The sequence below is a fragment of the Erwinia rhapontici genome, from assembly GCF_020683125.1.
Lineage (GTDB): Bacteria > Pseudomonadota > Gammaproteobacteria > Enterobacterales > Enterobacteriaceae > Erwinia > Erwinia rhapontici.
The window spans coordinates 2,594,061-2,613,835 of the sequence record NZ_CP085627.1; the positions used below are offsets into that span (position 1 = coordinate 2,594,061).

18 protein-coding genes are annotated in these 19,775 nt (G+C 56.4%); 8 read left to right on the plus strand and 10 right to left on the minus strand.

All coding sequences use genetic code 11. The features are described from left to right. Window positions 1–6 precede the first annotated feature (6 nt). The gene (locus LJN55_RS12200; RefSeq protein ID WP_133842155.1) at window positions 7–924 is read left to right on the plus strand and encodes a bestrophin family protein; all 918 of its coding nucleotides are present in this window, start codon (window positions 7–9) and stop codon (window positions 922–924) included. Window positions 925–1,039: 115 nt separating this feature from the next. After that, window positions 1,040–2,083, plus strand: a complete 1,044-nt coding sequence (locus LJN55_RS12205) for a Gfo/Idh/MocA family protein (protein WP_227534535.1) — start codon at window positions 1,040–1,042, stop codon at window positions 2,081–2,083. A 250-nt stretch (window positions 2,084–2,333) separates the two neighbouring features. Here LJN55_RS12205 and LJN55_RS12210 read toward each other — a convergent pair whose 3' ends face one another. Continuing rightward, window positions 2,334–3,338 carry a Gfo/Idh/MocA family oxidoreductase gene (locus LJN55_RS12210; protein ID WP_227534536.1) on the minus strand — a complete coding sequence of 335 codons (1,005 nt, stop codon included), beginning with the start codon at window positions 3,336–3,338 and terminating at the stop codon, window positions 2,334–2,336. Window positions 3,339–3,449: 111 nt separating this feature from the next. Between LJN55_RS12210 and LJN55_RS12215 the strand changes: the two genes are divergently transcribed. Next, window positions 3,450–4,481 (plus strand): LacI family DNA-binding transcriptional regulator, encoded by a 1,032-nt coding sequence (locus LJN55_RS12215; RefSeq protein ID WP_133841989.1) that lies wholly within the window; start codon window positions 3,450–3,452, stop codon window positions 4,479–4,481. 16 nt (window positions 4,482–4,497) lie between these two features. Here the strand turns inward: LJN55_RS12215 and LJN55_RS12220 are convergent, their stop codons facing one another. Further along, window positions 4,498–4,875, minus strand: a complete 378-nt coding sequence (locus LJN55_RS12220; protein WP_133841988.1) for a hypothetical protein — start codon at window positions 4,873–4,875, stop codon at window positions 4,498–4,500. A gap of 243 nt (window positions 4,876–5,118) precedes the next feature. After that, window positions 5,119–6,003, minus strand: coding sequence for a LysR family transcriptional regulator (locus LJN55_RS12225; protein WP_133842154.1), 885 nt, complete (start codon window positions 6,001–6,003; stop codon window positions 5,119–5,121). A gap of 104 nt (window positions 6,004–6,107) precedes the next feature. Here LJN55_RS12225 and LJN55_RS12230 point away from each other — a divergent pair, with 104 nt between their 5' ends. After that, window positions 6,108–6,614 (plus strand): phenolic acid decarboxylase, encoded by a 507-nt coding sequence (locus tag LJN55_RS12230; RefSeq protein WP_166653692.1) that lies wholly within the window; start codon window positions 6,108–6,110, stop codon window positions 6,612–6,614. 112 nt (window positions 6,615–6,726) lie between these two features. Here LJN55_RS12230 and LJN55_RS12235 read toward each other — a convergent pair whose 3' ends face one another. The 3 genes from LJN55_RS12235 to LJN55_RS12245 all read right to left on the minus strand — a co-directional run bounded on the left by LJN55_RS12235 (window position 6,727) and on the right by LJN55_RS12245 (window position 10,201). Continuing rightward, complete coding sequence (locus LJN55_RS12235; RefSeq protein ID WP_171148438.1) at window positions 6,727–7,284, minus strand: DcrB/PsbP domain-containing protein; 558 nt, start codon at window positions 7,282–7,284, stop codon at window positions 6,727–6,729. Between the two features lie 184 nt (window positions 7,285–7,468). Further along, the gene (fabV, locus tag LJN55_RS12240; protein ID WP_133841986.1) at window positions 7,469–8,668 is read right to left on the minus strand and encodes an enoyl-ACP reductase FabV; all 1,200 of its coding nucleotides are present in this window, start codon (window positions 8,666–8,668) and stop codon (window positions 7,469–7,471) included. 192 nt (window positions 8,669–8,860) lie between these two features. Next, window positions 8,861–10,201: a D-serine ammonia-lyase gene (locus tag LJN55_RS12245; protein WP_227534537.1), complete on the minus strand. Its 1,341-nt coding sequence runs from the start codon at window positions 10,199–10,201 to the stop codon at window positions 8,861–8,863. A gap of 400 nt (window positions 10,202–10,601) precedes the next feature. Here LJN55_RS12245 and LJN55_RS12250 point away from each other — a divergent pair, with 400 nt between their 5' ends. Next, a complete protein-coding gene (locus tag LJN55_RS12250; RefSeq protein WP_159336605.1) occupies window positions 10,602–11,876 on the plus strand; it encodes a Glu/Leu/Phe/Val family dehydrogenase in 1,275 nt (424 codons plus the stop codon). Between the two features lie 842 nt (window positions 11,877–12,718). Here LJN55_RS12250 and LJN55_RS12255 read toward each other — a convergent pair. The 3 genes from LJN55_RS12255 to LJN55_RS12265 all read right to left on the minus strand — a co-directional run bounded on the left by LJN55_RS12255 (window position 12,719) and on the right by LJN55_RS12265 (window position 14,635). Then, a complete protein-coding gene (locus LJN55_RS12255; protein WP_227534538.1) occupies window positions 12,719–13,144 on the minus strand; it encodes a hypothetical protein in 426 nt (141 codons plus the stop codon). A 48-nt stretch (window positions 13,145–13,192) separates the two neighbouring features. Further along, window positions 13,193–13,639, minus strand: a complete 447-nt coding sequence (locus LJN55_RS12260) for a DUF441 domain-containing protein (RefSeq protein WP_212815436.1) — start codon at window positions 13,637–13,639, stop codon at window positions 13,193–13,195. A gap of 69 nt (window positions 13,640–13,708) precedes the next feature. Beyond that, the gene (locus tag LJN55_RS12265) at window positions 13,709–14,635 is read right to left on the minus strand and encodes a helix-turn-helix domain-containing protein (protein WP_227534539.1); all 927 of its coding nucleotides are present in this window, start codon (window positions 14,633–14,635) and stop codon (window positions 13,709–13,711) included. Between the two features lie 120 nt (window positions 14,636–14,755). Between LJN55_RS12265 and LJN55_RS12270 the strand changes: the two genes are divergently transcribed. Genes LJN55_RS12270 through LJN55_RS12280 form a run of 3 tightly spaced genes read left to right on the plus strand, consistent with a single transcriptional unit; the run spans window position 14,756 to window position 18,908 of the window. Continuing rightward, on the plus strand, window positions 14,756–16,738 hold the full coding sequence (locus LJN55_RS12270) for a TonB-dependent receptor (RefSeq protein ID WP_227534540.1): 1,983 nt from the start codon (window positions 14,756–14,758) through the stop codon (window positions 16,736–16,738). Then, a complete protein-coding gene (locus LJN55_RS12275; RefSeq protein ID WP_159336601.1) occupies window positions 16,735–17,727 on the plus strand; it encodes a methyltransferase in 993 nt (330 codons plus the stop codon). Before LJN55_RS12270 ends, LJN55_RS12275 begins: the two co-directional genes overlap by 4 nt. After that, entirely contained in the window at window positions 17,724–18,908 is a 1,185-nt protein-coding gene (locus LJN55_RS12280) for an MFS transporter (protein WP_227534541.1), read from the plus strand. Before LJN55_RS12275 ends, LJN55_RS12280 begins: the two co-directional genes overlap by 4 nt. Here LJN55_RS12280 and LJN55_RS12285 read toward each other — a convergent pair. Continuing rightward, window positions 18,900–19,532, minus strand: a complete 633-nt coding sequence (locus tag LJN55_RS12285) for a hypothetical protein (RefSeq protein ID WP_133841975.1) — start codon at window positions 19,530–19,532, stop codon at window positions 18,900–18,902. The two genes, LJN55_RS12280 and LJN55_RS12285, sit on opposite strands and share 9 nt — an antisense overlap. Window positions 19,533–19,775 lie beyond the last annotated feature (243 nt).

Genomic DNA, 19,775 nt, shown 5'->3' on the forward strand with positions numbered 1-19,775 from the left:
TTCGCTATGATCGTTCGCCCCCATCAACACTGGTTCCCGCGCCTTTTCTCCTGGCACGGTGCGGTGTTATCAAAAATTCTGTTCCGCCTCAGCCTGAATCTGATGATGGCCATCTTCGCGGTGATCTGCTTTCAGTGGTATGAAACGCTGGGCATTCGTCTTACGACAGCACCTTTCAGCCTGCTGGGCGTGGCGATTGCTATCTTCCTCGGGTTTCGCAACAGCGCCAGCTATGGCCGTTTTGTTGAAGCGCGCACCCTGTGGGGCGGGCTGCTGGTGGCGCAGCGTTCGCTGCTGCGCCAGGCGAAGGGGGCTTTGCGCCGCGACCCGGCAGCGGTACGCGAGTTTGGCGGCTTGCTTATGGCCTTTAGCTGGAGCCTGAAACATCAGCTACGCGGCACCGATGCCAGTGACGATATCCGCCGTCTGGCACCGAAAAGTGTGCAGGATGAGGTGCTGGCCAGCCCGTTTCGCGCCAACCGTCTGCTGCTCTGTATGGGACGCTGGCTGGCGGATAGACGGGAAGAAGGGGCGATTTCCGACCTGCTGTATAACGGTATGGACGGCAACCTCAATGAACTGGCGCATATTCTTAGCGGCTGCGAACGCATCAGTACCACACCGATTCCTTTTGCCTACAGCCTGATTGTGCACCGTACCGTATATCTGTTCTGTACCCTGCTGCCGTTCGCGCTGGTGGCAGACCTGCACTACATGACACCGCTGGTGTCGGTGTTTATCTCTTACACCTTTCTGTCGCTGGAATCGCTGGCTGAAGAGCTGGAAGATCCGTTCGGCACGGCGGCTAACGATCTGCCGCTGGATGCTATCTGTAACACCATTGAACGCATCCTCAGCGAAATGAACGATTTGACGCCGCTGCCCGCCGCCCATCAGCCGGACGCGCGTTTCAATCTCATTTGATGGCTTTCCATCATCAAAGCGTTTTCCCCTGCCATTCTGGCTATTTATAGTGAAAGGATCGCCGCCGGGCATGACCCGGCGGTGGCCCTACTCTCTATAATAATCAGGAGCCTCCATGTTTCCGTCACAGTTACCTCAACCGCGTATCCTTGACCCCAAGGCTGTCCCTGTCCTGCGCTGGGGCATTATCGGACCTGGCTGGATTGCTGAACGTTTTGCCAAAGCGCTAAAAGAAGGCACCTCGCAACGGCTGGTGGCGATCGCGTCACGATCACAGGAACGCGCCGCTGCATTTGCCGATAAAATGGGTATCCCACAGGCCTTTGGTAGCGCTGCTGAACTGCTGGCACAGCCGGATATCGATGCGGTGTATATCGCCACGCCGCATAATCATCACTACCCGGACGGGCTGCAGGCATTGCAGGCCGGCAAGCATGTACTCATTGAGAAACCGCTGGCACTCAACGCGCAACAAGGCCAGGCGCTGGCCGAGCTGGCGCAGGCGAAAGGATTGCTGTGTATGGAGGCAATGTGGTGTGATTTCCTGCCAAAATACGATGTGATCAGCCAGTTGCTGGAAGATGGCGTGTTGGGGGACCTGCATACGCTGCTGGCCGACCACGGCGAGTTTTTCACATCCGATCACCGTATCTTTAATGCCGACCTCGCCGGTGGCCCGATGCTGGATCTTGGCAGCTACCTGATTGGCTTCAGCATCAAGGTCGCCGGTGCGCCTGCCTCGATTTATGCCGCCGGGCAGCAGGTCCCTGGCGGGGTTAACGGCCAGGCATCGATGCTGCTGACGCATCACAACGGCATGCATTCCGTGCTGAATACCACCCTGTTCAGCAACACACCGGGAGGCGCAGTGATTGCCGGACGCGATGCGTCACTGAATATTGCCGGATCATTCTATGCGCCGGGGCCATTTACACTGACGGCCAGCCAGGGTAGCAACGTGCTGCATTTCGACGAACCGCGCAACCGTTATGACCAGCTGTTCCACGAGGCGGTACATTTTGCCTGGTGTGTCGGTCAGGGGAAAACCGAGTCGCCGGTACGTCCGTTGTCGGCCTCGCTGGCAACGTTAAGTGCGATGGATGAAGTGCGGCGGCAGATTGGGCAGGTGTTTAACGAAGAAAAAAACACAACCCATTGATTAAAAATCAATTTTTGTAGTGACCGACCATCCGTTCCGGTCGGCCAGCACAGTCGACCATCCGTTCCGGTCGTGTAACAGCCAATCATCCGTTTCGGTCGTGTAGTGGTCGACCCTCCGTTTCGGTCGACCAGCAGGGTGCACATTGTCAGCACGGGTCGATCGGAAAAGATGATCGACCCCTACATGAATTATGCCGCCCATGTGCCGTAATGATCGACCGCGGCGGGAAATACGAGGTTGTGCGTTGTTACAGCTGCTGAACCTGACAAAAACGCCCCGTCTCCAGCGATTTCACCGCAGCCTCAGCAATTGCCTGCGCCTGCAAACCATCCTGTAACCCCGGCACAGACACTGACTCACCGTTCAGCGAACGCACAAACGCATCCAGATGCAGGTAATACGTCTCTTTCACCCGGTTAAACCAGTCGGCATACAGCGCAGGACAGGTAATGCCCTCAGTGGTATATAACGTGGCGCCCGCAGGGCTTTGCGCACCGGACTCTGACATCCCTTTCGCCCCCAACAGCGTAATCCGCTCCTCGTAGCCGTAGCCAGTACGACGTGTGTTATCGAGCTGTGCCAGTGCCCCGCTGTGCATCTTCATGATCAGCACCGAGGTATCCACATCGCCAAACTGAGCGATCTCCGGCATCGCCAACGCCGAACCCAGCGCACCAATGGTGTCGACTTCATCCCCGGTGAGCCAGCGCAGCAGATCGAAGAAATGGATCGCCTGGTCGCGCATCTGCCCGCCCGAGGTTTGCAGATAGCTTAGCGGGGGCAATTCAGACGCGCGGCACACCATCTGAATCAGTTCGGCTTTGCCCAACAACCCTTGCTGAAAATGCTGTTTCAACTGATTGTGGCTGGGATCAAAGCGCCGGTTAAATCCGACAGTGACGGCAGCCTGATAACGTGACACCTCATCCACGACTCTGCGTGCTTTATCCAGCGACAGATCGATCGGCTTTTCGCAGTACACCGCCTTGCCTGCGGCCACGGCGGCCGTCAGAAACTCGGCATGAGACGGCGTGGAAGTGGCGATCAGCACGCTATCTATCGCATCGCTGTTGATAGCGTCCAGCACGCTGCCCACCCGGGCGCCGTAGCGGGTGGCAATCTCATCCGCACGAGCGCTGTCCTGATCCGCCACCATTACCAGCTCACTATCCGGATGTGCCGCCAGGTTTTTTGCATGGACCTGACCAATGAATCCTGTGCCCAGCAGGGCAAACTGTCTTTTCTGTGCCATTGTTGCGACGCCTGTATCGGTTGAATGTTAACGTTTCGTTGCCAGGATAGCGTTCGCGAATATACTTGCTGAAACGACATTTTGATGGAAAGCCATCATGCGGAGTAAAGAGTGAAGAAGATCACGCTGGAAGCGGTGGCCAAACAGGCTGGCGTGGGCGTCGCCACCGTTGACAGAGTCATGAACGAACGCGGAGGCGTTTCCCCTGCCACCACCCGACGGGTATTGCAGGCAGCAAAGGACGCGGGACTGAAGCGACTGCTACCGGACGAACATCGCCAGCCGTGGAAAATTGAGCTGCTCCTCAGCAGTAGCGATGCCTTTTTTTTCCACCAGCTTTCTCAGGATTTCAGCCAGCTCGCCGGGCACCTCGGTTACGGCCACATCACACTGCACCGCACGCTGATTGCCGAAGCAGAACCCGAAAAATTGGCGGCGCAGATCCTCAAGGCTGCCGCACAGCGCGATGGCATCATCATTTTTGCCCATGAGCATCCGGCCATTTTTGCCGCGCTGGAACAGTGCCAACAGCAGCAAGTTCCGGTGATTACCCTGGTCACCGATCTGCCCGGCGCGCCGCGTTTGTGTCATGTGGGCATTAACCAGCGCCAGGCCGGGCGCACCGCCGGGTTACTGATGGGCAATATGCTGAATTCGCCTGGCGATATCATCATTATCAGCGGGCGTTTTGACTATCTGGCACACCGCCAGCGGGTGGAAGGTTTTAGCGAAGTGATCGCCAGCAAATTTCCGCATCTGCGCGTCCACAAAGTGCTGGCGGCGCTCGACGAGCGTCAGCAGGTCGGCCGCCTGCTGGAGGAGCAGATCTATCAGAACCGTAAGTTGCACGGCATCTATAACACCGGGCTGGGCAACAGGGAGATCGCTGACGTCCTGGCGCGCCATCGTCTGCTGAAAAAATCGGTATTTATCACCCACGAACTCTACCCCACCACGCGTCAATTGCTGGCGGAAGAGGCGGTGGTACTGACGCTGGATCAAAATACCCGGGAACATGCACAGCGCGCGCTGACACTGATGCTGGAAAAACTGGAATGGCAAAAGAGGCCTGATGAATATCAGGACGGGAAAGTCGAGTTTATGCTTTATACGCGGGAGAATATGTCACCAGGGCCGGAATAACCGGCCCTGACGGGAATCACACTTCTTTGATGATCAACTGCATCAGCGTACTGCGAATTTCTTCACACACACGGCGCACGTTGTACTGATATTTAGGTGTGGCGATTTCATCAATTTCACTGCCCACCTTGTCCTGGATTTCACGATATTTTTCCAGTTGACCATTCGCTCGCAGGAAACGTTGGTTGTATTGCTCGAATACCGTGACGTTATAAGCCTGCATCACCTGCAATTCTTTGCGGCACTGTTCGACGCGTGCGTCAAAGCTGGACAGAGACTTCTGCTCAGACACGACAGGTGGCGGTGGTGGATTATGAGATGGAGCACGTTCAGGAGGCATGGCACAACCCGTTGCCAGCAATGCGGCAATCAATACCGGTGCAAATTTCGTCATTATATCACCCGAGTTAGGGTCCTGCTTTTGGCAGGATATAGTTACGTTCTCAGGGAATAGTAGCAAATTATATCGCGTGATTACCACTTAGCTGTTTAGCACACATAAAATTTTATTTTTAATACCTTGGCGATATTTTAACCTGACGCTAACGCCAGTGGCACCGACAGGCAAGTCCCGATACCGCCAAACTGGCAGCCTGTCAGCCTGGCAGTCCCCCGCCCGCGTAACTGGCGTACCCGGTCAGCCCGTGCCCTGACTCAGCGCACGGAATAGCGTCAGCAACGTGGCAATCTCCCCCTCACCCGTCTGCACGCTATCGTCGGTCATCATACAAAGTGAACTGGTGCGCCGTTGCCCGCTGGTGAGTGGCAGGCGTTGCAGTTCACCGCTCTCCAGCCACGGTGTGATTTGCACTTCCGGCAGCCAGCCGTAACCCACCTGATGCAACACCGCTTCCAGCGCCGCCTCAATGCTGGTGAATGTCCAGTTTTCTGCCGCCGCAGGCTGGCCATCCTGCTGCTGCTGGCGGTCAAGGATTTCAATCAGCGGATAGCCGGCCAGCACGGAACGCGTCAGAGGAGCCGGGAGGGCTAACAGAGGATGATCGCGCTGGGCGACGGCAACGAAATCAATATTCAGCAGACCTTCGGCCTGACGCTGACCACAGCTTTCTCGCGTCAGGATCAGAATATCGGCCTGGCGCTGCGCACGTTGCTGTGCGCTTTCACCGCGTAACACTTCAGTCAGGTGCACCTGCGTGGCCGGATACTGTTGCTGGAACTGACGCAGCACATTAAACAAGGGCCCGCGTGGGAAAATACTGTCCACGATCAGGTCTATGCGCGCCCGACTGCCCGCTTTTAACGAGGCAGCACGGTTCTCCAGCTGCTGGAATGCGCTGAGGAGTGGTCGCGCCTGTGCCAGCAGAATCTGTCCTTCCGGCGTTAACTCTGCCCGCCGACCTACCGGTGTGAGCAGTGTGATCCCCAGTCGCTCCTGCATCAGCCCCAGCTGATAGCTGATCGCCGACTGGCTGCGGTTCACCCGCATGCCAGCGCGCGCAAAGCTGCCGCACGCCACCACTTCCTCTAATAACGCCCATTGCTCAAGACTGGTTTTGCTCAACATGGCTAACTCATCGAATTTTTCCATTAATTTGACGCAAAATTAGCGTTATTCATCGAAAAAATCCAGCGTTACAGTAGTGGCATACCTAATTGAGGAGAACAATGATGGCGCGTTTTAATCAGCATGATCTGAGTGAATTTGTCGGTAAACATCTGGTGTATACCTACGACAACGGCTGGAATTATGAAATCTACGTGAAAAATGGCACAACGCTGGATTATCGTATCCACAGTGGGATTGTTGCTAATCGCTGGGTGAAAGATCAGCAGGCATATATTGTTCGCGTGGCCGCAGAGGTATACAAAATTTCCTGGACTGAGCCAACCGGAACCGATGTCAGCCTGATCGTAAATCTGGCAGATAAGATTTTCCACGGCACCATTTTCTTCCCACGCTGGGTGATCAATAACCCTGAGCATACCGTCTGTTTCCAAAACGATCATATTGCGCAGATGGCGCGCTATCGTGATGCAGGCCCGGCTTACCCAACAGAAGTGATTGATGAGTTTGCTACGCTGACGTTTATTCGTGACTGCGGGGAGAATAACGAAACGGTGATTAACTGTCCGGCCAGTGAATTGCCAGCAGATTTTCCTGCAGGACTGTAGGGGGATCTTTTTTCCGGTCAGCCATCAGTACCGGCCTGACCTTAACGCACACAAACAACACGGGGCGACCGGAAAAAAGGTCGCCCCGACAGGGTTCATGACGCGATAGTGGTTACTTCGCGAGAATATTATTCACCGCAGCAGCGTGGCCCACTTTGTCTTTAGAACCGGAGATCACCTGAATGACGGTAAATTTATTATCAGCGGCCGATAACAGCGTGGCCTGCTGGACATCCTTGCCGTCCATTTTGTCGGTTGCTTCAATGTGATAAACCTCAAGGCCTTTCACCTTCTCCGTCTTCTCACTGATCACCGTATAGTCCGGCGAAGCCTGCTTCTGTTTGTCTTTGATGGATTTCATGCCATCAATAAAATCAGCATCGGTTGCACCACGGGCCACAACCGGGATGGCATCTTCACCGATCAGCAGCACGCGTTTTTCCGCTTTGCTGACGTACATATTACCCGGGCCGCCGCCAGGGACAGGCTGCATCTCATAACCTTTGAGATTAAATGCCAGGTGCCCGCCAAGTAAGGAGACTTTCTCTGCCGCCGCCGCATTAGCCACGGGTGCTTTAGCTTCTGCCGCTACAGCCATATTTGCTGCACTGCTTAATGCCATCGCCATACACAGTGATCCTGCCAGAGTCATTGATTTTGATAATTTCATTATTCGAGCTTCCTTCTTCAAATTAAGATTCATTGTATTAATATTGTTATTCAATCAACCATCAGATTACTCTCGATCCTTATTTTTATTCTGTTTACCCTGATATCGCAGGACAAATGACAGTGTGATGAAGATAAAAAAAGGGCGACCCGTGGCCGCCCTTAAATAATATCCGTAACAGAAATTACATCTGTACCAGATTTTTGATTTTCACATCGGGATTAACATCCGCAGCGTAATCTACGCCGTCCAGACCGAAGCCGAACAGGTGCATAAACTCGGTTTTGTAGCCAGCGAAGTCAGAAACCTCGTTCAGGGTTTCGTCGGTCACGGTCTGCCACAGACGGGCGACTTCATCCTGCACTTCTGGCTGCAACTCTTTGTAGTCAGCGCGCAGACGGCCAGCGTCATCCAGAATCGGTGAGGCGTTGTACAGGCTGTCTTTAAACAGACCGTACACCTGCTCGATGCAACCTTCGTGGGTGCCCTTCTCTTTCATCACTTTAAACAGCAGTGACAGATACAGTGGCATCACAGGAATCGCAGAGCTTGCCTGGGTCACAACCGCTTTCAGTACAGAAACACGTGCGTCACCGTTACCATGAGCGGCCAGGGTGTCACGAATGGTCAGAACGCGCTTGTCCAGATCCTTTTTCGCTTCGCCGATAGAACCGTTCCAGTAGATGTCGTGGGTGATTTTCTCGCCCAGGTAGGTGAACGCAGTGGTCTTCGCGCCATCCGCCAGCACACCGGCTTCCAGCAGCGCATCAATCCACATCTGCCAGTCTTCGCCGCCCATTACCGCGACGGTACCGTCGATCTCTTCCTGGGAAGCAGGCTCCAGCGACACGTCAGTCAGCGTTTCTTTATCGGTGTTCAGGCCACGCGTGGTCAGCGGTTTACCGATCGGTTTCAGGGTTGAGTTGAACACTTCACCGGTTTTCGGATGGGTACGACGTGGCGCAGCCAGGCTGTAAACCACCAGATCAACCTGACCCAGATCTTCTTTGATCAGTTCAATGGTTTTCTGCTTAACCGCATCGGAATATGCGTCGCCATTGATGCTTTTTGCATACAGGCCTTTTTCAGTCGCGAACTCTTCAAATGCAGCAGAGTTGTACCAGCCAGCGGTGGCCGGTTTGGTCTCTTCGCCTGCACGCTCGAAGAACACACCCAGTGTGTCAGCGCCGCAACCAAATGCCGCAGAGATACGGGCAGCAAGGCCGTAACCGGTAGAGGCACCAATCACCAGCACTTTTTTCGGACCGGAGGCAATCGCGCCCTGAGCGGTGACGTACTCGATCTGTTTTTCTACGTTAGCTTTACAGCCTTCTGGATGGGCAGTAACACAGATGAAGCCACGGATGCGTGGTTTAATAATCATATTGACCTCAGTAATAGTCACTATACCCGTCATGCTTCTTGTTGCTGGTGTGTAGCCCGCAACAGGACGCTTCCGGGTATAATTCATCGTCTTTTCCATAAAATTAGCGCGTTAGAATACCGCGTATGCCGGTTCAGGCAAAGTGCCGAAACATTCTTATCGTTATCCCGTCACGTTATCACCACGCTTTGCTCAGGGAGTGAGCACCCTCTGAGCCTGCGCGAGGTAGTGCGCCATTTCGCTTTCCGGCACCATACCGCCGCCCGTTGCCCACACCAGATGTGTGGCACGGGCAAGCGATGAGGCGCTGATGCCCTGCTTTGCCAGGTGCTGCGGTTCAGCGCTGATGCGCCACGGCCCGCACATTCCGGCCAGTGCCGAAGGTTCTAATGCCAGCGACTCATGCTGCTGCAATAACCCCAACAGAGCGTACATTTCCTCGTCGCTCAGCGTATAAAAGGCGCTTAGCAGCCGCGCCATGGCACGCCCGACAAAACCGGAAGCGCGCCCCACGGCCAGGCCATCGGCTGCCGTGCGATTATCAATGCCCAGATCCTGCACCGAGATCGCATCGTGCAGCCCGGTGTGGACCCCCAGCAGCATGCAGGGAGAATGCGTCGGTTCGGCAAAAACACAATGCACGTGATCGCCAAAAGCCAGCTTCAGGCCGAAGGCCACGCCACCGGGGCCGCCCCCCACGCCACAGGGCAGATAAACAAACAGCGGATGGTCGGCATCCACGGTTATATTCTCAGCGGCAAACTGCTGTTTCAGCCGTTCTCCGGCCACCGCATAGCCGAGGAAAAGATTGTGCGAGTTCTCATCATCAACGAAGAAACAGTGTGGATCGGATGCCGCCTGACGACGCCCTTCAGCCACCGCCACGCCATAATCCTGCTGGTACTCCACCACATTCACGCCATGATCGCGCAGTTTCTGCTTTTTCCAGGCGCGCGCATCGGCCGACATATGTACCGTGACATCAAACCCCAGGCTGGCACTGATGATACCAATCGACAGGCCAAGATTTCCCGTTGAGCCGACAGCAATCCGCTGCTGGCGGAAAAGTGCACGACAGTCAGGCGATGCAAGACGACGGTAATCTTCGTCCAGCGTCAAGAGTCCGGCGGATAGCGCCAGTTGCTCTGCATGGGCCAGCACTTCATAAATGCCGCCGCGCGCTTTGATCGACCCCGATACCGGCAGATGGCTGTCTTTTTTCAGCCACAGTTTACCTGCAAGCACTTGCCCGTAACGAGCATCCAGCATCGGCTGCAGCCGTGGAAGCGCACAGATATCAGACTCGATAATCCCCTGCCGCGCTCGCGTTTCCGGAAATGCCTCCATCAGCCAGGGGGCAAAACGCTGTAATCGTGCGCTGGCATCGGCAACCTGTTCACGTGTCAATCCGACATGGGGATAGCCTTCGGTCAGCGATGTGGTGGCGGGATTGAACCAGGTGAGCGGTTGTAAGGCGCATAGCGTGTTAAGCAGTGGAAAGTTCCGTTTGAGATGTTCGACGTCCGGTAACATGGTGACTTCTCCTGTCTTTCAACATAATCGGGGATACGACCGGCGATTGCCGCAGGCATGCGCGTTAAAACCCAAAGTTTGATCGCATTCAAATTTCTGAAAAATATAAAGAAAATTCTGATATGCATTTTATCTGCATAATTACCGCCTGCCAACGGGCAGCGTAACAGGCCAATGCGATATGACCTGCTAACTATGCATTTACACCCTGAAAAATGCCTCATCAACATAGAATTTCACAATGTTTTAAAAACTTGGAAACCTTTTTTTGATGTTAAGTTAGGGGCAACTCAGTGAGATGCACTGAGCCATCCACGGTATTACAGTATTTATAACTAAGCGCCACCCGCCCGCTATGTCATACGCCAAACGGACAGGCGCTAAACAAAAAAGGTTTGTTATGGAAAAGCTCTCTTACGTTTCTGAAGGCAGCAAAACGGCCTGGTCAACTTACTTACAACAGATCGATCGTGTCGCACCTTATCTCGGTGACCTGTCGCGCTGGGTGGATACCCTGCGTCACCCTAAACGTTCCCTGATTGTTGATATTCCTCTGCAAATGGACGATGGCAGCATTCGCCACTTTGAAGGCTTCCGCGTGCAGCACAACCTGTCGCGCGGCCCGGGCAAAGGCGGTGTGCGTTACCATCCTAACGTCGATTTGAACGAAGTGATGGCGCTCTCTGCCTGGATGACGATCAAATGTGCAGCGGTCAACCTGCCGTACGGCGGGGCGAAAGGCGGGATTCGTGTTGATCCGTTTAGCCTGTCAGAAGGTGAGCTTGAACGCCTGACTCGCCGCTATACCAGCGAAATTGGTCTGATTATCGGCCCGCAAAAAGATATTCCTGCGCCGGACGTGGGCACCAATGCCAAAGTGATGGCATGGATGATGGATACCTATTCCATGAACCAGGGCACCACGATCACGGGCGTGGTCACGGGCAAACCGATTCACCTTGGCGGTTCTCTGGGCCGTGAAAAAGCGACCGGACGCGGAGTGTTTATTACCGGGCGCGAAGTGGCACGCCGCAGCGGTATCGAGATTGAAGGGGCGAAAGTCGCCGTGCAGGGCTTCGGTAACGTGGGTAGCGAAGCGGCGCGGCTGTTTAATGAGGCAGGCGCCCGCGTGATCGTTATTCAGGATCATACCGCCACCCTGTATAACCCGGCGGGGATTGACCTGGTGGCACTGAGCGAATGGCAGTTGGCCAACAAGAAGATAGCAGGGTTCAGCGGTGCGCAGGTGATTGATGATGAGGCCTTCTGGGACGTTGAAATGGATATCCTGATCCCGGCAGCGCTGGAAGGTCAGATCACCCGTCAGCGCGCGGAAAAACTGCACTGCCGTCTGGTGCTGGAAGGCGCTAACGGCCCCACCTTCCCGGAAGCCGATGATGTGCTGGCGGAACGCGGCATTACCGTGGTGCCGGATGTGGTCTGTAACGCAGGCGGCGTGACCGTCAGTTACTTTGAGTGGGTTCAGGATATGGCCAGCTTCTTCTGGAGCGAAGATGAAATCAATGAGCGCATGGATAAGATCATGACCGAAGCGATGGTCCACGTCTGGGATAAATCCCGTGAGAAAACCTGCAGCCTGCGCACAGCGGCCTACATTGTGGCCTGCGAACGCATCCTGATGGCGCGTAAAGATCGCGGCATCTACCCTGGATGATCCTCACCGGGGTGGTCTCCACCACCCCGCTTTTACCCGCTTCCCCCAGCGCTCCTGACCTCCTTGAGTGGATGATAATTTCTATCAAACCTATCATTGACCGATATTTCCCTCTGTTAACTTTGACACACTTCAAAGAATTTATATTTCATTGTGACAATAAATAGAATTTAAATTCCTTTTCACTTAGTCTGAGCCCCTCCACAACAGACAGTTTCGCCTCAGCGTGAGCATTAAACCGTTAAGGAACGATAGTTTTCTATCATTGACACTGATAGTTATGAGTACATGTTGCACCCGGGTGAGGCCTGGGACGAACGCGTACAGCGCAACTAAGATAACTCTATGACCGGGGCGCGCAGCCACAGCCAACGCCGTTGCAGCTGAAAGTATCAAGAATAGTTAGCCGAAATAATTTGAGTTGCAACAAGGCGGCAAGGCTGTAAGTCCCCGGGAGCATAGATAACTCTATGACCGGGGCGCGCAGCCGCAGCCAACGCCGTTGCAGCTCAAAGTATGAAGAATAGTTAGCCGAAATAATTTGAGTTGCAACAAGGCGGCAAGGCTGTAAGTCCCCGGGAGCATAGATAACTCTATGACCGGGGCGCGCAGCCACAGCCAACGCCGTTGCAGCTGAAAGTATGAAGAATAGTTAGCCGAAATAATTTGAGTTGCAACAAGGCGGCAAGGCTGTAAGTCCCCGGGAGCATAGATAACTATGTGACCGGGGCGCGCAGCCGCAGCCAACGCCGTTGCAGCTCAAAGTATGAAGGCTAGAAGGATAAATTGAAGTAGGGTTGGCAGGATGACTCGGCAGGCACCGTAGGGCGCCTGCCCTTTTTTTAGGCTTCTTTGATACCGGCTTCCACTTCTGCCTGCTGATAACGCTGCTTAAAGGCCTCGTTCTCTTCGACCAGACGCAGTGCCGCTTCCACCAGCTCGTTCTGCACCAGGGTGGTTGCACCCTCGCTGGTTTTCCAGTGAATGTACATCACGCACAATGCCGCAACCTGAAGCTTATCGCCCTCGTCGTTGCTGCCATCAAACTGATACTCGGCCCGCGACCAGTGATACACCGGCACGACAAACGGCATATCGCCGCTTTCATCCAGCTCCGGCAGCGTGGCAAACAGTTCTATCATCTCTGGCGTCGCTTCATAGTTCTGGCGGCCGATGGCATCCATCTGGCGACCGTGGGCGCGGGTTTTATTGGCCTGTTTCTGCTTCAGTTTGGCGCGTTTATTACGTTTATCTTGTTTAGTGCTCACACTGTTTCTCTGTCAGATAAAATTCTGGCGGCAGGATAACATATTTGCTCAGGATTTCCCGATCATCAGCGAGACCAGCCCTGCGGCAATCAGCGGACCAACCGGAACGCCACGGAATAACGAAACGCCAATAATCGTCCCAATCAGCAACCCCCCGACCACGGTAGGCTGGCTGCTCATTAATGCCACGCCACGCCCGCCAACCCAGGAAACAAAAATGCCCACCGCAATCGCCAGCAGTGATTTCCAGTTCAGGAAGGAGTGCATCAGGGTGGTGGAAGGCAGTGTACCGCTGGCAATCGGTGCCATGACGCCGATGGTCAGAATAATGATCCCGACCGTTACCCCCTGCTTTTCAATCCACGGGAACGTCTGTTGCAGCGGCGTCATGCGAATGGCGACCAGCACTAGCAGGGCAATGGTGACAGTGAGGTTGTGGCTGAAATAACTCAAAGCGGCAAGAAACAGCAGAATAATGAGGGTCAGATCGAACATTTTTCTCTTCCTGAAATAACAGTTACATAACATCTTGTGCTAACAGCATAAGCATTTTCCGTATCGACTCTACTGTTTTTTTCCCATCACCGCGCTGGCATGACGGCCAAAATAGCGATGAAACGCCACGCTGAAGTTATTCGCATGGCGATAACCCACCTGCCAGCCCGCCTGCGCCACCTGATACCCCTGCTCCAGCAGGCGGTGCGCCTGTTCCATGCGCAGCTGTAACAGCATCTGTCCCGGCGTCGTATGAAAACGCTGATGAAAACCCTGCTTAAGTTTGTAATCACTCAACCCTACCGCCATCGCCAGCGTGCTGAGGGAGAACGGCTCGGCCAGATGCGCCAGCATCCATTCCCGTGCCTGCTCCAGCCGCCGATCGTCCTGGGGGTGCAGCGGCCGGTTCCCCGCAGACAGGAGCAAATGCCGGTAAAGCGCCAGCAGATTCAGCGCATGGATCTGCTGCATCAGCGGATCCTGACGGCTGGCTTCCAGCTGTGCCAGTAGCGTTTCCGTTGCCGGGTTAAACGGCGTCCAGGCGTGGTGGGCCAGTATGGGCTGCCGGAACAGGCGTTCACACACCTCTTCACCAAAATAGTGTTTCACGCCGCTGGCCCCAATCAGCAGACGCAGCTGACTGACCGTTTCGCATGCACGATAGTGCCGCTCGCCCACGCTGCCGTTGAAGCTGGTCATGGTCAGATAGTGCTGGCTGAAGCGGGTTTCCTGCCCTTCCCGCCCCTGATAAACCGAATGGCCTGCCAGGCCGAAGGTCAGCACCAGCATCGGCTGTGCATGAGGATTGCAGGTTTCTTCAATCAGCGGCCGCTGAGGTTGATACAACGAGCGCACCAGCGTCATGCCATCCGCAAGCGTGGTGAAATGCGAACGACAGTCACCGACCGTTGCCGGTAATGCGCGGATGGCACCCGTGACCTGTGCATCAGCGGCGCTGACGCGATAGCTTTGTGTGCCCTGAAAAGGCTGGATCATCAGGTTCACCGTTTCCCAGAGTAAAATCACCGCCTCGCAGACAAACGAGGATAATAAGCATTCTCATTTATAGATAGCATAGTTGGCGTTTCTGCGCTATCGACAACAATGAGGATCACCATGAGTACAGGTTACTGGGGGCTATTGCTGGCCCTGCCCGGCATCGCTGCTGCCGCCACCGATACCACTATTCACACCGCCGCCGATGAGATGGTAGTGACCGCCACCAAAACGGCCCTGCCTGCCGTCGAGGTGCCTGCCTCACTGTCCGTACTGTATGGCGAGGATCTGGAGGCACAACGGGTGGAGGAGATAAGCCAGCTGGCGGCACGCACGCCTGGCCTGGTGTTTCAACCCTGGGGACAGTCGGGTACCAACCTGCCCGTGATGCGCGGCCTGAGCGGCAGTGCGACCGGCTTCTCCTCCTCCGTATTACTGACCGAAGACGGCGTGCAGCAGCTGACCAATCAGGGGTTTGATAATGCCTTTATGGACGTGGAGCGCGTGGAGATCCTGCGCGGGCCACAATCCTCGCTCTATGGCCGTAACGCCGAGGCCGGGGTGATCAATGTGGTGACCCGCACCCCGGACAACCTGCAACGCGGCAGGATCGACGCGATCTATGGCAGTCGTAACCGTCAGCAGCTGCGCGGGAGTTTCAGCACGCCGCTGGTTGAGGATCGGCTGTATATGGCCGTTGCCGGGGAGTGGAAATCCCAGGATGGCGACATTGATAATGCCCTGCGCGGCGGCAAAGCCGATGACCGTGAGCGTGATAACCAGCGGCTGCAACTGCGCTGGACGCCCACCGATGCCGACGATCTCCGGCTGCGTTACAGCCATCAGAACTATCACGACGGCGGTTCACAGTGGGGCCCGGTCGCCAGCCGTGACCGGGTGGTCAACAGCGGCACCGATTCCTGGAACCATTCCCGTGCCAGCGTGATCTCCCTCGACTATCGCCATCTGCTGGAGAACGGCTGGCAGTTTCGTTCCATCAGTGCGCAGAGCGACTTCTGGGATCGGGTGCAGCAGGACACCGACTTTATCGCTGCCGACCGTCTGCACCTGCAACGCGACTACCATCTGACCACCCGTTCGCAGGAGTTCCGCTTGCAGGGCGAAGGCGACCGCCACCGCTGGCTGGCCGGGCTCTATTTTGACGCCGACGATCATCATTTCCGCTATCAGCAGAAACTGCCGCTGATGCTGACTGAGCAACGCATTGCGCAGCGCGGTAACACGCAGGCGTTGTTTGGCGAATGGACACAGACGCTGAGCGGGCCGTGGAGCCTGACGCTGGGCGGTCGCGCCGAACGCAGCGCTGTCAGCGTCACGCCTTCAACAGTGGACAAACGCGAAGCCAGCTGGCACAGCCTGTCACCGAAAATCGCTCTGCAATACCAGTGGTTGCCTGACGTCCAGACGTACGCCAGCTACAGCCAGGGTTTCCGTGCCGGAGGTTTCAACCTGTTCTCCCCGGCCACGCAGTATGCCCCCTACAACCCGGAGAAAGTGAAATCCTGGGAGCTGGGGATCAAAGGGCTGTCCGACGATAAACGCCTGCGCTACAGCAGCTCCATCTATCTGATGGATATCAGCGATATGCAGGTGCAGCAGATCGTTCAGGCGGGCGTGGTGTACATCGGCAATGCCGCCAAAGCCCGCTCGACGGGCTGGGAGCTGGAGGCAGATTACGCCTTGCTGCCAGAGCTGCGCGTGCAGGGCTCGCTGGGCCTTAACCATACGCGCTTTGACCGTTATCAGGACGGCGCGAATAACTATGCCGGGAACCATAACCCCTTCGCCCCGGATGCCACCGCCAGCCTTGGTCTGCGTTACGACCACAAGAGCGGCGCTTACAGCCAGCTGCAATGGCACGGCGTAGGCCGCAGCTTCCTCGATGCCGCTAATCAATATCAGCAGGCAGGCTACGGTGTTCTGGATATGACCATCGGCTATGCCTGGCGCGACCTCGATGTGTCGCTGTACGTCGATAATCTGACGGACAAAGAGTACGACGCAGTGGGCTACATCAACGGCACCGTACGTGTTTACAGCCCGGCGCGTGAAATGGGCCTCAAAGTGAGCTATCAACTATGAATACTGTACTCAAACACCTGGACCGGCTGGCTGCCAGTAGCGTGATGGCCGATGCGTTAGCGGTGGCCCTCGACCATCGCCTGTTCCATCATTTGCAACAGCCGCAAACGGCGGCACAGCTGGCTGCCCGGCTGAGCTGGCACCCGGACCCCACGGCCCCGCTGCTGGAGCTGCTGTGGAGTGACGGGTGGCTGAACCGCGAAGGCGATCGTTATCGGGTAACGGAGGCGGTACACGCGTTGCTCTGCCCGCAGGGGGATCGCTATGTGGGTGATGCCTGGCGTTATCGTCTGCGTTCACTGCGTGCTTTAGGCCAGCAGCTTCCGGCGCGGGTCACTCAACCGCTGCCCGGCTTCAGCGCACAACTGGCGCAGGATGCGGCCTGGGCCGAAGCCGCCAGCACGCAGATTGCTCAGGAACAGCGTGCGCTGACAGCGGATACGGCCTGCGCCATTGCCGCCACGCTACCGCACTTTACCCGCCCGGCAACCCTGCTCGATATGGGGGGTGGCCCCGGTCTGGTGAGCGCCGCGCTGGGGCAGCGCTATCCTCAGTTGCACGGCGTGGTACAGGACCTGCCATTAACCGCCGCCGTTGCCCAAAAGAATCTCAGCGCCGCCGGGCTGGATGGCCGCTTTAGCGCGCGCAGTGAGCTGACAGCAGAGGAGCGTTTCGACATTATCTGGTGCTCGTCGTTCCTGCATTTTGTCGCTGATCCACTGGAAACATTACGCCAGCTGCGGGCACGGCTGCGCCCCGGTGGCGTGTTGATCGCCGCCCATGCCGAAATTGGCCCACAGCCCGACCAGGCGCGCGAAGTGCTGCCCTTCTTCCTGCCGCTGATACTGCGCGGGAAACATGTGTTCCATCACGGCGAGATGACGCAGATGCTGGCTGGTGCCGGATTCAGCGGTATCCGCTGCCAGTCGTATCCGTTCCCGATGGCACCGCTGATGGTGCATGTGGCGTTTCAGGACGCCGCACCATGAGGCGCGCTGGATTACAGCTGCTGTTTTTCTGGTTTAATTTCAGCCTGACGCTGCCCGTCACCTGGCTGATGCTCGGGCTGCCGCTGATCCTGCACCAGCAGGGCTGGAGCGGCAGTGAACTGGGGCTGTTTCAGCTGGCCGCCCTGCCCGCCGTGATCAAGCTGTGGCTGGCGTTTCCGGTGCAGCGCAGCCGTCTGTTTCGCCAGCGCTATAAAGACTGGGGCAGCCTCCTTTGGCTGTTGCTGGCGGCACTGTTTGCGCTGCTGAGCCAGATATCGTTGCAGCAGGATAAAACCGTGCTGTTTATGCTGCTGCTCGCGGGCAGCCTGCTGTTGGCCTGGTGCGATGTGCCGGTGAATGCGCTGGCCATCGCGCTGTTTCATGACGGCGGGCAACCCCGGGCGGGCAGCGTACGTGCGGCGGCGCTGTTTGCCGGTGCGGTGGGGGGCAGCGGCGTTATGCTGCTGCTATGGCAGCACTATGGCTGGGCGCTTCCCTGCTGGCTGATGAGTGCGGCGGCGTTGAGCAGCGCACTGCTATTACGTCTGCTGCCGGAACCGGCCCGGGGTGACCATCCTGCCGTGGCGGTACGGGGTTTCCTGCACCAGCCTGGCGGTAAAAGCTGGTTGCCGATCTGCCTGCTGGCGTTTCCCTTCCTCGGCTGCGGCTGGCTGTGGCTGAAACCCCTGCTGCTGGATGCCGGGCTACCGCTGCAACAGGTGATCCTTTGGGTCGGTGTTGGTGGCAGTGCACTGGGAGCGGTGGTGAGTTTACTCAGCGCCCGCTGGCTGACGCGCCGCAATGCGGCGGCGGCACTGCCGGGCTGGCTGGCCTTTGCCAGCCTCTCGCTGGCCGTGATGGCGCTGGGTGTGATTGGGCAACTGCCTGCCCGTTATCTGCTGGCAATTTCAACGCTGATGGCGGCGGCGATTGGCGGACTGTCAGCACTGATGTTTATGCTGATGATGGCATTCAGCCGTGCGGAAAATCGGGCGGTGGATTACGGTTTGCAGGCCAGTCTGTTTACGCTGTCGCGCCTGACGGTGCCGCTGTTCAGCGGGCTGCTGCTGGACCGGTTGGGCGCTGGAGCCATGCTCTCCACGCTAGCGCTGCTGACACTGCTGGTGGCGATATATGCCTGGCACCAGCGCCAGGCCATCGGTCAGCGCCTGTTAGTGTAGGAGATCGAGAGCGGCCTGCAAACTGACCTGCGGGCCACTCAGTACCGCCAGCGTGCTGTTCACGCGTTTCTCTGCCCCGCTCATCGACGCCTGCGCCAGTACAATACAGCCCAGTGCGCATTCCGGTCGTTGCTGAATATAATCGGCAATTTGCTGATGATAACCGTCGATGTCGCCCTGGTTAAACCAGGCCCAGGCACGGGGCACCAGCTCGACATACAGACGATCGCCGGGGATAAACGCGCTGAACAGCTGCGTGGTCGACTCCAGCGTAGACTGAGCGGTACACAGCACCAGGATCGTGCCGTGATAACGAGAGGCGATTTTGGCCAGCGTGGCATCCACCCGCAGTACGGGTTTACTGAACTCGGCTTCCCACACCGCCACACCCAATGTGGTACAGGTGACAATGACCGCATCGGCCTGCTGGCACAACTCTTCAATCGCACGGCGCGTAGCGGCCACAATTTCGGGAGTCACGCCCTGTTCGCCCTGCGTCTGTGCAAACAACTCACTCTCTACACGATGCAGCAGTTCAACCTCGTCGTAATCCAGCGTGGTTAACGCCTGCTCAAACACCTCGATATTGCTTCTGGCTGCGTGCAGGCAGGCAATGATGGTCATAACCGCATCTCTTTTAAGGGGCAGAAGGTTACTTTGGCAAAAATAACAGAAATTGCCAGCGAAACTATTCACACCCGAACGAAAGTTTCACTATCACAGCACCATAAGCGTGCACTGCATCATTATTGCGCCGCACATCGTTGCAACCTTTGTTTCATTCTTGCATCGGTGGCCCGCAGCGCAGCATGCAGTGTGCCATGAGAGGCTGGTATGGAAATTGCTTCCTGTACATATAGATCGTGA